The following is a 12,857-nucleotide window of genomic DNA, read 5'->3' on the forward strand; positions in this document are numbered from 1 at the left end:
TAAAATCATATACCGGACGATTACGCCCTACATTGCGTGGGGAATAAACCGGCCTTTTTCATTTTTTTCTATTCTGGCTCGGCTCACTTTTTCATCATGTGTAAAAAATAAGCTGCCATTACGTTTGACCAAATCATCTAGCAGTGCCATTTTTTCATCAATCACTTGTTCTGGATACCGATCGTAGCCCATCGTAATCGCATGATGCACCCAAGCCATACCGGGAATAAGATCTGAGCAAAAAATCATTGGCCCTTGAGGCGTCGCCAATTCAGCTAACATTAATCCCGGAGTATGGCCATCCGAATAATGAAAACGGACATGCTCCCCTAGTACAGGATGCGTTTCGCCCTCGACCAAGAATAAGCGACCACTATCACTCAGTAAGCTGAGCATGTCAGGGATATACGAAGCACGATCACGAGCGTGTGGATTATTGGCTCTTTCCCACTGTTTTTTTGACACAAAGAATTCAGCATGAGGGAACAATAAAGAAAGGGCTTCGTCTTCTTTCCATGGACTTAATATGCCACCCGCATGATCAAAGTGCAGATGTGACAAAATCACATAATCGATCGTATCGTGAGGACACCCAATGTCTTCCAAATTTTCTAGCAAGACGTGTTCGGTTTCTTGCACGGCAAAGCGTTCTTTCATTTTAGGATCAAAAAAAGCACCAACACCCGCTTCAAACAATGCCGTTTTTCCATTATTAAATTCAACAAGTAACGCACGTGTCGCTAAATGAATACGGTTTTTTTCATCCGCTTTGCACCATTGTTGCCACATTGCTTTTGGGGCATTACCAAACATCGCGCCGCCATCTAGGCATTGCGTATTGCCTTCTACTGCATAAAATTTCATGGATTTATTGCCTACTATTTTTTGTCTATTACTCGCTTACATCTTGATTTTTAGATTAACGCCCGGTAAAAACAGCAGCTCTTTTTTCTAAAAAGGCGTTAACGCCTTCACGCATATCTTCACTGCTAAATAATTCACCAAAGGCATCTTTTTCTTTTAATAGGCCATCATCCATCGAGACCTCATCGGCTTGATTCATGACTTGCTTAGCCGCAGCAATAGCGAGCGGACTATTTTTTGCAGACTGTATAATCGTTTTTTCTGCAGCTTCTAATAGCTCAATTTTTGAAGAGAAAACACGAGCAACAATACCGATGGATTCTGCCTCTTGAAGACTGACATTACGACCCGTAAACACGAGTTCTTTCGCTTTACTTTTACCCACCAAACGAACAAGACGCTGCGTACCACCAAAACCTGGAATAAGCCCTAGCTTAGTTTCTGGCAAACCAAATACGGCATTCTCTGTGGCATAAATAAAATCGGCGGCCATAGCTATTTCAAAACCGCCCCCTAATGCAAAGCCATTAACAGCCGCAATAACAGGAATAGGCAATGTAGAAAAACGGCAAGTTATTCTATGCCCTTGTGCACTAAAAGCGACGGCTTGATCCTTGCTCATAGTACTCATCGCTTTAATATCGGCACCAGCAATAAAAGCCTTATCCCCCTCCCCCGTAATGATCAATCCTCTTACCTGTTCTTCAAGGCGGTTAAGGCAATCATCAATTTCTTTGAAAACATTATCGTTTAATGCGTTGAGTTTATCTGGGCGGCAAATAGTTAATGTCGCAACACCGCCGTTAACGGCATAGCGAATAGTATCGTAATTATTATTTGAGCTTGATGATGAATTAGTAGGCATAAAAACCTCGACCCGACTTCCGTCCGTAACGACCCGCTAACACATATTTTTTAAGTAACGGACAAGGTCGATATTTCGTATCGCCTAAGCCATCATAAAGTACATTCATAATTGCTAAACAGGTATCTAAGCCAATAAAATCAGCGAGTTCCAGTGGCCCCATTGGCTGATTAGTCCCTAGTTTCATACCAATGTCGATATCTTCGATACTGGCAACGCCTTCATAGTGTGCATAAATCGCTTCGTTAATCATGGGCATTAAAATACGATTGATGGCAAAACCAGCCACATCATTAACCTTAATAAACGTTTTACCCATCGCTACAGAAACGGCTTCTACAGTATTAAATACCTCATCACTCGTTTCCAAACCACGAATGCCTTCAACCAATTTCATCACCGGCACAGGATTCATAAAATGCATACCCACAACGTTTTCTGGGCGGCGAGTCACTGCGGCAATTTCGGTAATTGATATCGATGAGGTATTGCTTGCTAATATGGCGCCTTGTTTAGCGACGTCATCTAGTTGTTCAAATATCTCAAATTTTATTTTTTTATTTTCTGTCGCGGCTTCGATAAGTAAATCGCAATCAGATAAAGTAGCTATATCGGTCGTTGAAGAAAACAGAGCCATCGTTTGATCAACATAAGGTTGATCCCATTTTTCTTTTTCTATCCCACGATTTAATTGTTTTAAAATGAAGTCCGATGCAGCATTAATCGCAACTTCATTCACATCAAACAGGTAGGTTTCATAGCCACTCATCATTGCCACTTGTGCAATACCACGCCCCATTTGACCAGCGCCAATCACACCTATTTTTTTAATGTTACTCATCATTCACCGGTCTCTTAATATTTTTATATTGATTGAATATTTTAAGCTATTTACATATTGGGATAATTAGGGCCACCACTACCCTCAGGTGTTACCCATGTAATATTTTGCGACGGATCTTTAATGTCGCACGTTTTACAATGTATACAGTTTTGTGCATTAATTTGTAAACGCATCGCTGCACCTTCACTTGTTTTTGACGCGCTATCTATCGTGGTATCTTCTACCATTTCGTATACGCCTGCAGGACAATAACGTTGTTCAGGCGCATCATAAATAGCAAGGTTGTGCTGTACTGGAATACTGTTATCCCGTAATTGTAAATGACAGGGTTGATCTTCTTCATGATTGGTATTGGATAAGAAGACAGATGACAGTCGGTCAAAACTCAGTACGCCATCTGGCTTAGGGTAAACAATGGGCTTTGTCTTTTTTGCAGATTTTAGTTGTGCATGATCCGGTGTTTTTTCTCTAAAAGTAAACGGCAAGCGGCCGCGAAAGATATTTTGATCGATAAAATTATAAGCGCCACCTACTCGTGTACCGAGCTTATGTAAAGCTCCACCAAAGTTACGCGTGTTATGCAGCTCATCATAGAGCCAAGAAGCTTTAAATTTTTGGGCATAATCTACTAATTCTGTGCCGCCTTGGTCACCCGTACGTAGTGCATCAACAATCGTTTCTGCAGCTAACATGCCCGACTTCATCGCAGTATGAGAGCCCTTAATTTTAGCAACATTTAGTGTGCCGGCATCACATCCCACTAACAAACCGCCAGCAAATGTCATTTTAGGTAAAGAGTAAAATCCACCCTTAGCAATGGCTCTCGCACCATAAGAGATACGCTCTCCGCCTTCTAAAATACGAGCAATTTCAGGGTGGTGCTTTAACTGCTGAAACTCATCATAAGGGCTAATATGTGGGTTGCTATAGTTAAGATCGGTAATTAAACCAACAACCACTTGATGATTTTCTCCATGGTAAAGAAAGAATCCCCCTGTCGTACCATGTCTGTTTAACGGCCAACCGGCACCATGTACTACTAGCCCCGGACGATGTTTATTCGGATCTATCGTCCAAAGTTCTTTAATGCCTAGGCCATAATGCTGCGGATCACTGTCTTCATCGAGTTGATAGCGACTCATCAACTCTTTGCCTAAATGACCTCGACAACCTTCAGAAAAAATCGTGTATTTTGCATGAATGGCCATACCAGGCTCAAAGCTCTCTTTTTGTTTGCCTTGATCATCCAGCCCCATATCACCTGTTGTCACACCCACCACACGATTTTCTTCGTCATATAAGATAGTGGATGCAGCAAAGCCCGTAATCACATCAACTTCTAGCGCTTCGGCTTGCTCTGCCAACCACCGGCAAACATTGCCTAAACTCACAATATAATTGTTATCGTTATGTAGTGTCTTGGGAACAAATAGCGTGGGAATTTCTGTGTAATGACGCCCATTGGGGAATAGAAAAACCTCATCACGCGTCACTTTAACGGATAAAGGGGCACCCTGTTGCTGCCAATCAGGAATCAATTCGTGTAAAGCGCGAGGCTCAAAAATAGCGCCCGATAATATGTGCGCGCCCACTTCAGAGCCTTTTTCTAACACACAAACCGATAACTCTATATTATGTTCAACCGCTAATTGACGAAGTTTAATCGCTGCGGATAAACCTGCGGGGCCAGCACCTACGATGCACACGTCATATTCCATGACTTCACGTTCGATATTATCGTGATCATTATTAGGATTAACCATGGGCACACCTGCTATTGTTTATAACAAAAAATAACGATTCAAAAATTCTTAACTCGAAGGACATTCAATGGCAATGGCTGTCGCTTCACCACCACCAATACATAAACTGGCAACACCTTTTGTTTTTCCTTGATTGCGCAACGCATGAATTAAGGTAACCACAATACGGGCACCCGATGCGCCAATGGGATGCCCTAACGCCGTTGCACCACCATTCACATTCATTTTATCTACCGGCAAACTCAGTGCCTGTTTAGCGGCAATTGCCACCATGGCAAACGCCTCATTAACTTCAAATAAATCAACATCGTCTATAGACCAATCAGCTTTTTGTAACACTTTTTGGATCGCACCAATCGGCGCATGAGTGAATTTTTCAGGCATTTCCGCATGAGAAGTATGTGCTTTAATAACGGCCAGTATTGTTAGACCTAGCTGCTCTGCTTTTTTTCGACTCATTACCAATAAAGCGGCAGCACCATCAGAAATAGAACTAGCATTGGCTGCTGTTACCGCACCGTCTTTGCCAAAAGCTGGCCTTAAGGTCGGAATTTTTTCAGGTTTTGCTTTGGGCGGCTGCTCATCCCTATCGATTATTAATTCGTCTCGCCGAGTCTTTACCACTACCGGTGTGATTTCATTCACAAATGCACCTTGCTCGATAGCCACCTGTGCACGCTGCAAAGACTCTATGGCGTAATCATCCATTTGCTCGCGACTAATACCATCAAGTTTTGCATTCTGATCGGCAAAGCATCCCATAAGCTGGCCATCGCTAGCATTTTGCAAACCGTCATAAAACATATGGTCAAGCATCTCCCCATGCCCCAGACGCTGACCCGAGCGTGCATTGGGTAAAATATAGGGTGCCTGAGACATACTCTCCATACCTCCCGCAACCGCAACATCAATACTGCCTGCCGCAATTTGATCAGACGCTAACATAATAGCCTTCATACCAGAGCCGCAAACCTTGCTCACAGTAGTACACGGTGTCGATACGGGTAGCCCCGCAGATAAAGCAGCCTGCCTTGCTGGTGCCTGGCCTACGCCTGCACTTAGCACATTACCCATAAGCACCTCGTCAACTGAGACATTTCCTTGCTGAGAAGGTACAGCCAGTGCCGCCCTTATGGCGATAGAGCCCAGTTGAGTCGCTGAAACTGTACTTAATTCACCCTGAAACCCACCCATTGGGGTTCTAACAGCACTAACAATAACAACTTCTGCGGACATAGGACTCTCTCTACTCTTTTATCAACTGCATTTTTAAACCGTGCAACACAACATCAACAACGACTAAACAACACGATATGAATGAATAATAAAAGATTAACTTAATTGCTTGCTGCAAGCAAGTAAATTGATATAAGATGTTTTTAATCAAGGCTGTTAGTAATAACACGGTTAAAAAACGATCCCATAGTAGAAACGATAGAAAGAAAAATATAACCGTGGGTCTATACTTTATTAGGATAAACCTATCAAGCTAAGAGGCTTAAAACGGTCTCAAAGAGGCATATCAATAGATACTAGTAGACATCGACCATTGTTGATGACTATTAGAGTTAGGTAACTGGTCATTAGATGATTAGCAATACATAAAAACATGAGGCAGAACATGAAAATTGTCGTCGCAGTTAAGCGCGTTGTCGATTACAACGTTAAGGTAAGGGTCAACGCTGACAATAGCGGCATTGACTTAAGTAATACAAAAATGTCGATTAACCCATTCTGTGAAATTGCGGTTGAAGAAGCGGTGAGATTAAAAGAGCAAGGAATCGCCAGCGAAATTATTGTCGTATCCATCGGCGAAAAAAAGTGTGAAGAGCAACTACGTTATGCCATGGCACTCGGTGCCGACAGAGGCATTCTTATTGAAAGCGACACACCACCCTCTTCTTTATATTGCGCCAAATTACTTCGCCAAATTGTTCAACAAGAAAAACCCGACCTTGTCATTCTTGGAAAACAATCCATTGACAGTGATAACAATCAAACAGGACAAATGCTTGCAGGTTTATGTGGAATGCCTCAAGGAACATTTGCATCCAAACTCACAGTTAGTGAAGATAAAGCGATTGTTACTCGAGAGGTTGATGGCGGACTTAAAACACTATCTCTCTCATTACCTGCCGTCATTACCACCGACTTGCGCCTCAACGAACCTCGCTACGCAAAGCTACCACAAATTATGAAGGCAAAGAAAAAGCCCTTAGAAAAACTACCCGCTAGCGATTTAATTCCAGCCTCAGATGCAGCAGCCACAATTATTGTTGAACGTGTTGATACTCCCTCCCAACGACAAGCGGGCATAAAGGTCAATAATGTTGACGAGTTGATTGAAAAACTGACCAACGAAGCGAAGGTGATCTCATGAACGTTTTAATCATTGCAGAACACAACAACGCCCATTTATCACCAGTTACACATCATGCTGTTAGCGCAGCTCAACAACTATCGACCTATAGTATTGATATTCTCGTTGCTGGAGATGATTGTGTGTCTGTTGCTGAAGAAGCGGCAACTATCACTGGTATCAACCGTGTAATTATTGCCAACAGCAGTGTCTACAAGCACCAACTCGCCGAAGCAGTTACTCCTCTTATTCTGGAAATAAATACGCAAAATACATACGCTTATATATTAGCCCCCGCCACCACTACGGGGAAAGATATTTTACCGCGCGTTGCAGCATTACTCGACGTTGAGCCCTTGTCAGATATCATCAGTGTAGAGACAGATAAAACATTCAAACGCCCAATTTATGCGGGCAATGCAATCGCTACAGTATCTGTTAATAGCGCCGTTGTTATCGCCACGGTTCGTGGAACAGCATTTGATGCTGCCGTTTGTGATGCAAGCAATTCTGCACCCATAATTACAGTAAATAGCCATCAAAACAATTCAATATCGGAATGCATTAACGAAGAATTAACGGTTGCCGATCGCCCCGAACTATCGGGCGCTAGAGTGGTTATTTCTGGTGGGCGAGGTATGCAAAGTGGAGAAAACTTTGCACTAATTGAAAGAATTGCAGATAAACTCGATGCAGCTATTGGTGCATCACGTGCAGCGGTTGATGCCGGCTATGTATCTAATGATTTACAAGTCGGACAAACGGGTAAAATTGTCGCGCCTGAACTTTATATTGCGGTTGGTATTTCTGGCGCGATTCAACATCTAGCCGGAATGAAAGAAAGTAAAGTCATTGTCGCTATCAATAAAGATGAAGAAGCGCCTATTTTTCAGATAGCAGATTATGGTTTAGTTGGCGACCTGTTTGACATTCTTCCTGAGTTAGAACAAAAGTTATAAGCGTCTATCGTAATGAGTATACTACTGCACGAACTGAGTGATCTATTAACACTAGAACGTATTGAAGAAAATACATTCCGGGGCCGCAGCCAAAACATCGGTACCGGCATGGTGTTTGGTGGACAAGTACTTGGGCAAGCCATTAGCGCAGCGCAAGAAACGGTAGCAATTGATCGAAAAATTCATTCTGCCCACGCTTATTTTTTACGTGCGGGAGATTATCACTTACCCATCATGTATAGCGTTGACCGAACGCGAGATGGCCGCAGTTATTCATCACGTACAATAACGGCGATTCAAAATGGTCAACCTATCTTTACTATGATGTGCTCTTTTCAAACCAAAGAAGAATCGGATTTACACTATAGTAGTAACACGGTTATTCCCAACTTTAACGAAGGGTCTTTTGAAGAAATTAATTTAGAGAGCGAATCATTAGCAGAACGCAGTGTGCGTAGTAAAATATTAAGTAACCAACCCTTTTTATTGCGTATCCCAAAAGAAGAAACGAATGGTCAGGTGCATCACGAAATACAAGAAAATTATTGGATTAAAGCCAACCACTCGCTACAAGAGAATACGTTATTACAATACTCTCTTCTGGCTTACACTTCTGATTTTCGTTTATTGACATCGACGCTTCGACCAGTTAATTATCGCTATCGCCTGAATGAAGTTAGCCTAGCCACTGTTTGCCATACCATTTGGTTTCATCGAGAGTTTTCGCTAAATAATTGGTTATTTGTCCAGTGTGACCCGCTATCGGTGTGTAACGGTCGCGGATTATCAAAAGGCAGTATTTATCGTGAAGATGGAAAATTAGTCGCAACTACTATGCAAGAAGGTGTTGTAAGAAAATCACTCCGCTAACCTGCTTTTTTATTCGAAATTTCAGAATGCACTACAGGTTCTGCTCGTTAACTCAGAGGCCTAAAAAAGTATTTTTTATATCAGTTTTTACCGATGCGATATAACATCTATTGAACACGTTTATTCGATCATCATAATACGTTATAGTCGAATTATTCATTGAGTCGTTGCAGATCCAACACTCAGTTAAAACGAAACATGACAAAGTATTTTGCAAACCAAACCTTTCTCATGTTTTTTATAAAACCACAGGGCATCGGCTGGAAAACCCAACGCTGCCACAGTGAGGTAATTGTATGACCCAAACACCTAATAATGGCGGGCTAAGCCTGCGCATTCCCGAACCCCTCACCCGTCCAGGCGATAGCCCAGACTTTTCATACCTCGACATACCGGCAGCCGGCAGTGTGCAGAAACCCACTCAGGATGCACCGTTAGCTACCTTTGATGCTTTATCCAAGAGTATCATTCGCGTGCTTGACGATAACGGTAAAGCCTGTGGAGAATGGCAACCAAAAATCTCTATCGATCAATTAAAAACTGGCCTGCAGGCGATGGTAAAAACCCGTGCTTATGACGATAGAATGATGGTGATTCAGCGGCAGGGGAAAACGTCTTTTTTTATGAAGACAACCGGTGAAGAAGCCATCAGCGTTGCACAAACCATGGTTATGAACCAAGGGGACATGTTTTTTCCAACGTACCGACAAGCAGGTATTTTAATCACTAACGAGATCATTCGCGGAACTGGCTGGTCTATGTTTGACATGATGTGCCAGGTGCTTTCAAATTCAGGTGACAAACTAAAAGGTCGCCAACTACCAGTATTTTATTCTTCAAAAGACGCCGGGTTTTTCTCTCTTTCAGGTAATTTAGGTACGCAGTATACCCAAGCCGTTGGCTGGGCAATGGCCTCAGCCATTAGCAACGACAATAAAATTGCCAGCACATTTATTGGCGATGGTTCTACAGCAGAAAGTGACTTTCATGCGGCTCTAACCTTTGCCAGCGTATACAAGCCACCCGTCATACTTAATGTGACTAACAATCAATGGGCAATCTCATCTTTTCAAGGCATTGCGAACAACCCCGAAACCACTTTTGCAGCACGTGGTATTGGCTATGCCATCCCTGCTCTACGAGTCGATGGCAATGATTTTCTTGCGGTCTATGCTGCATCAGAATGGGCGGCTGAACGCGCCCGACAAAATTTAGGCCCTACCATGATTGAATGGGTGACCTACCGGTCAAGCGGACACTCTAGCTCCGATGACCCATCAAAGTATCGCCCTAAAGATGATGAGAAAGCATGGCCCTTAGGCGACCCTATCGAGCGTTTAAAAAATCATTTAATTCAACTCGGAGAATGGTCTGAAGAACAGCATACTGCGCTTGAAAAAGAGATGAAAGAGACGGTATTAAGCCTTGTCAAAGAAGCACAAAAACTCGGCTCTCTCGCTGATCTACCCGACTTACCCGCGAGCTCTATGTTTGAAGATGTTTATAAAGACGTTCCGTCACATTTACAAAAACAAATTGCACGCGTTGAGAAAGGAGAGTAAGCATGAGCACAATGAATATGATTCAAGCCATTAACTCTGCGCATCACAATGCGATGGAAGAAAACGAAAAAGTTGTCGTTTTTGGTGAAGATGTTGGCTACTTTGGTGGCGTATTTCGCTGCACCGAAGGATTACAAGCGCGCTTTGGCAAACAACGTGCCTTCGACACGCCTATTTCTGAATGCGGTATTATTGGTGTGGCTGTTGGTATGGCCGCTTATGGTTTACGCCCTGTTGCCGAAATTCAATTTGCCGACTACTGCTATCCCGGCTATGACCAACTGGTATCTGAAGCAGCGCGTTTGAGACATCGATCAGCCGGTGATTTTACAGCGCCACTCACCGTAAGAATGCCAACCGGTGGTGGTATTTTTGGTGGTCAAACTCATAGCCAAAGCCCCGAAGCCTTACTCACCCATGTTTGCGGTTTAAAAACTGTCATCCCCTCTAACCCATACGATGCCAAAGGGCTATTACTCGCCGCAATTGAAGATGACGACCCCGTCGTCTTTCTTGAACCTAAGCGTATCTATAATGGCCCTTTTGAAGGCTATCACGATCGTCCATTAACTCCGTGGTCAAAACATCCTGATGGTGAGGTACCTGAAAGCCACTACACAGTACCTTTAGGCAAAGCAAAGGTATCTCGTGCTGGTAGCGACGTTACGGTTCTTGCTTATGGCAATATGGTGCATGTCGCTCTTGAGGCCGTCAATGTCTCGAGTGTTGACGCCGAAGTTATTGATTTACGAAGCCTATTACCACTCGACATCGACACCATTGCAGCATCAGTAGAAAAAACCGGACGCTGCGTTATTGTCCACGAAGCCACGCTCACCAGTGGTTTTGGAGCAGAGCTATCCGCACAAATTCAAGAGCACTGCTTTTACTCTTTAGAATCACCCATACAGCGTATTACAGGCTGGGATGTTCCCTACCCTCATTGTCAGGAATGGGATTACTTCCCAGGCCCTGCACGTCTCGCTAAAGCCTTACAACGTGCGATGGAGAATTAAACATGAATAATATAACCATTACACTCCCCGATATTGGTGAAGGTATCACAGAAGCTGAATTATCAGAGTGGCCGGTATCTGTAGGTGATAGCGTTTGTGAAGACGACACCCTTGCTGTTGTGATGACTGACAAAGCCGCCGTTGAAATCCCATCACCTGTCGATGGAAAAGTTGCCGCTATCCACCACGATGTCGGCGAGATCGTCGCGGTAGGTTCAGTGATTATTGAGATTAGCGCTGAAGGTATCGCTACAAACACGGATGAAAGCTCCGATAAACCTGTAGAGAACTCTCTTGTACAAGCGGAAGAAGGCCGTGTTAAAACCAATGATAGCCACATATCTAATCAGTCAGACTCCGATACAGTTATAGAAACAGGGACAATTATCAATGACAAACCACTTACCTCACCCGTTGTCAGAAAGTTAGCCAGAGAAAATGCTATCGATCTTCGACGCGTTCAGGGTACAGGTAAAAACGGCCGTATTTTAAAAGAAGATTTTTTACAATATTTAAGCCAAGTCGTCACAGGGCAACCACCGACTTTCAAAAAAACGCTTGAAGAACAACAGAAATCTACCATTGAAAGTGAAATAACGATTAAGAAAATGGTAGGAATGAGACGTAAGATTGCTGAAAAAATGCAGCTTTCCAAGCGGAATATTCCACACTTTAGTTATGGTGAAGAAGTGGATATGACTGAACTAGAAGCACTTCGCGCTCATCTCAATACCCACAAAGACGACGAGCAAACCAAATTAACTTTATTACCATTTATCACCAAAGCTGTGGTTAAAGCACTACAAAAATATCCGCAAATGAACTGCCGCTACGACGACAACGAAGGTGAAATGCTCATTTATAACAATGTTCATTTAGGAATAGCTGCACAAACCAATATGGGCTTAGCAGTGCCTGTGATTCATGACATGCAGCAATACAATTTATGGGACTGCGCCTATCAAATTAATGATTTAACATCGCGCGCTAAAATGGGAAAAGCCACACCCAAAGAAATGTCGGGGTCAACGATTACCATTAGCAGTTTAGGCCCTATTGGTGGGATTTTTAGCACACCGATTATTAATCATCCTGAGGTTGCCATCATCGGGATTAATAAATTATTTGATAAGGTAGTGCTTATCGATGGTGAGGTGTCTTCTAGAAAATGCATGAATATATCAGCATCGTTTGATCACAGAGTGGTTGATGGCGTTGAAGCCGCCGAATTTATTCAAGTTATCAAAAAATTATTAGAGAATCCTTCTCTAGTTATTATTTGAGGAATTTCTATCAATTAGCTGCTTATTTTTTAAGGTTACTGGCTCTATAAGCAGCTACTCTATTTAAAGAATATTACTTATCATTTTTCATAGAATCAATACAACGACTTTCTGCTTCATTTAAATCTTTTATCATTAAATCTATCTCTACTTTTTGGTTATCCAAAAAATCTAATTTTTCCTTTATTTTTTCCTGCAATATCACTAGCTGTTCTTTATTACCTGAAACAGGATCATACAATTTAATAATACTCAGGCTTTCATTAAGAGTAAAACCCAAACGCTTACCTCTCAACACAAGCTTTAGCATTGACCTATCATCAATACTATAAACCCTATTTTGCTTTTCTCGTTTTGGATGCAAAATACCTTTTTCTTCATAAAAGCGTAAGGTTCTATGGCTAATAGAAAACTCATTAGCTAAATCAGATATCGAATACATAAAGTGCTCTCATTTGATACTAGTACAACA

Annotated in this window: 12 protein-coding genes; 6 read left to right on the plus strand and 6 right to left on the minus strand. The window is 42.5% G+C overall.

The annotated features are described in order from the left end of the window. Positions 1-27: 27 nt before the first annotated feature. From ACZ5O6_RS06645 to ACZ5O6_RS06665, 5 genes are all read right to left on the minus strand, one after another. The gene (locus ACZ5O6_RS06645; protein ID WP_447091681.1) at positions 28-864 is read right to left on the minus strand and encodes an MBL fold metallo-hydrolase; all 837 of its coding nucleotides are present in this window, start codon (positions 862-864) and stop codon (positions 28-30) included. Between the two features lie 55 nt (positions 865-919). Continuing rightward, positions 920-1,729: an enoyl-CoA hydratase/isomerase family protein gene (locus ACZ5O6_RS06650; RefSeq protein WP_447091682.1), complete on the minus strand. Its 810-nt coding sequence runs from the start codon at positions 1,727-1,729 to the stop codon at positions 920-922. Further along, the gene (locus tag ACZ5O6_RS06655; protein WP_447091683.1) at positions 1,719-2,573 is read right to left on the minus strand and encodes a 3-hydroxybutyryl-CoA dehydrogenase; all 855 of its coding nucleotides are present in this window, start codon (positions 2,571-2,573) and stop codon (positions 1,719-1,721) included. The genes ACZ5O6_RS06650 and ACZ5O6_RS06655 overlap by 11 nt, the downstream gene beginning before the upstream one ends. A 47-nt stretch (positions 2,574-2,620) precedes the next feature. After that, the gene (locus tag ACZ5O6_RS06660) at positions 2,621-4,306 is read right to left on the minus strand and encodes an electron transfer flavoprotein-ubiquinone oxidoreductase (protein ID WP_447091742.1); all 1,686 of its coding nucleotides are present in this window, start codon (positions 4,304-4,306) and stop codon (positions 2,621-2,623) included. Positions 4,307-4,384: 78 nt separating this feature from the next. Continuing rightward, on the minus strand, positions 4,385-5,572 hold the full coding sequence (locus ACZ5O6_RS06665; RefSeq protein ID WP_447091684.1) for a thiolase family protein: 1,188 nt from the start codon (positions 5,570-5,572) through the stop codon (positions 4,385-4,387). A gap of 385 nt (positions 5,573-5,957) precedes the next feature. Here ACZ5O6_RS06665 and ACZ5O6_RS06670 point away from each other — a divergent pair, with 385 nt between their 5' ends. The 6 genes from ACZ5O6_RS06670 to ACZ5O6_RS06695 all read left to right on the plus strand — a co-directional run bounded on the left by ACZ5O6_RS06670 (position 5,958) and on the right by ACZ5O6_RS06695 (position 12,385). Beyond that, complete coding sequence (locus tag ACZ5O6_RS06670; protein ID WP_447091685.1) at positions 5,958-6,716, plus strand: electron transfer flavoprotein subunit beta/FixA family protein; 759 nt, start codon at positions 5,958-5,960, stop codon at positions 6,714-6,716. Further along, positions 6,713-7,654 carry an electron transfer flavoprotein subunit alpha/FixB family protein gene (locus tag ACZ5O6_RS06675; protein WP_447091686.1) on the plus strand — a complete coding sequence of 314 codons (942 nt, stop codon included), beginning with the start codon at positions 6,713-6,715 and terminating at the stop codon, positions 7,652-7,654. The genes ACZ5O6_RS06670 and ACZ5O6_RS06675 overlap by 4 nt, the downstream gene beginning before the upstream one ends. Before the next feature lie 12 nt (positions 7,655-7,666). Then, positions 7,667-8,524 (plus strand): acyl-CoA thioesterase, encoded by an 858-nt coding sequence (locus tag ACZ5O6_RS06680; protein ID WP_447091687.1) that lies wholly within the window; start codon positions 7,667-7,669, stop codon positions 8,522-8,524. Between the two features lie 296 nt (positions 8,525-8,820). Beyond that, on the plus strand, positions 8,821-10,086 hold the full coding sequence (locus tag ACZ5O6_RS06685) for a thiamine pyrophosphate-dependent enzyme (protein ID WP_447091688.1): 1,266 nt from the start codon (positions 8,821-8,823) through the stop codon (positions 10,084-10,086). Between the two features lie 2 nt (positions 10,087-10,088). Further along, the gene (locus ACZ5O6_RS06690; RefSeq protein WP_447091689.1) at positions 10,089-11,102 is read left to right on the plus strand and encodes an alpha-ketoacid dehydrogenase subunit beta; all 1,014 of its coding nucleotides are present in this window, start codon (positions 10,089-10,091) and stop codon (positions 11,100-11,102) included. Positions 11,103-11,104: 2 nt separating this feature from the next. Next, positions 11,105-12,385, plus strand: coding sequence for a dihydrolipoamide acetyltransferase family protein (locus ACZ5O6_RS06695; RefSeq protein WP_447091690.1), 1,281 nt, complete (start codon positions 11,105-11,107; stop codon positions 12,383-12,385). A 73-nt stretch (positions 12,386-12,458) separates the two neighbouring features. Here ACZ5O6_RS06695 and ACZ5O6_RS06700 read toward each other — a convergent pair whose 3' ends face one another. Continuing rightward, positions 12,459-12,827: a MerR family transcriptional regulator gene (locus tag ACZ5O6_RS06700; protein WP_447091691.1), complete on the minus strand. Its 369-nt coding sequence runs from the start codon at positions 12,825-12,827 to the stop codon at positions 12,459-12,461. Positions 12,828-12,857 lie beyond the last annotated feature (30 nt).

Source organism: Eionea flava (assembly GCF_055393785.1).

Coding starts and splice junctions, on each gene's coding strand:
- ACZ5O6_RS06645 (WP_447091681.1), bottom strand. CDS start 864: ATGAAATTTTATGCAGTAGAAGGCAATACGCAATGCCTAGATGGCGGC.
- ACZ5O6_RS06650 (WP_447091682.1), bottom strand. CDS start 1,729: ATGCCTACTAATTCATCATCAAGCTCAAATAATAATTACGATACTATT.
- ACZ5O6_RS06655 (WP_447091683.1), bottom strand. CDS start 2,573: ATGATGAGTAACATTAAAAAAATAGGTGTGATTGGCGCTGGTCAAATG.
- ACZ5O6_RS06665 (WP_447091684.1), bottom strand. CDS start 5,572: ATGTCCGCAGAAGTTGTTATTGTTAGTGCTGTTAGAACCCCAATGGGT.
- ACZ5O6_RS06670 (WP_447091685.1), top strand. CDS start 5,958: ATGAAAATTGTCGTCGCAGTTAAGCGCGTTGTCGATTACAACGTTAAG.
- ACZ5O6_RS06675 (WP_447091686.1), top strand. CDS start 6,713: ATGAACGTTTTAATCATTGCAGAACACAACAACGCCCATTTATCACCA.
- ACZ5O6_RS06680 (WP_447091687.1), top strand. CDS start 7,667: ATGAGTATACTACTGCACGAACTGAGTGATCTATTAACACTAGAACGT.
- ACZ5O6_RS06685 (WP_447091688.1), top strand. CDS start 8,821: ATGACCCAAACACCTAATAATGGCGGGCTAAGCCTGCGCATTCCCGAA.
- ACZ5O6_RS06690 (WP_447091689.1), top strand. CDS start 10,089: ATGAGCACAATGAATATGATTCAAGCCATTAACTCTGCGCATCACAAT.
- ACZ5O6_RS06695 (WP_447091690.1), top strand. CDS start 11,105: ATGAATAATATAACCATTACACTCCCCGATATTGGTGAAGGTATCACA.
- ACZ5O6_RS06700 (WP_447091691.1), bottom strand. CDS start 12,827: ATGTATTCGATATCTGATTTAGCTAATGAGTTTTCTATTAGCCATAGA.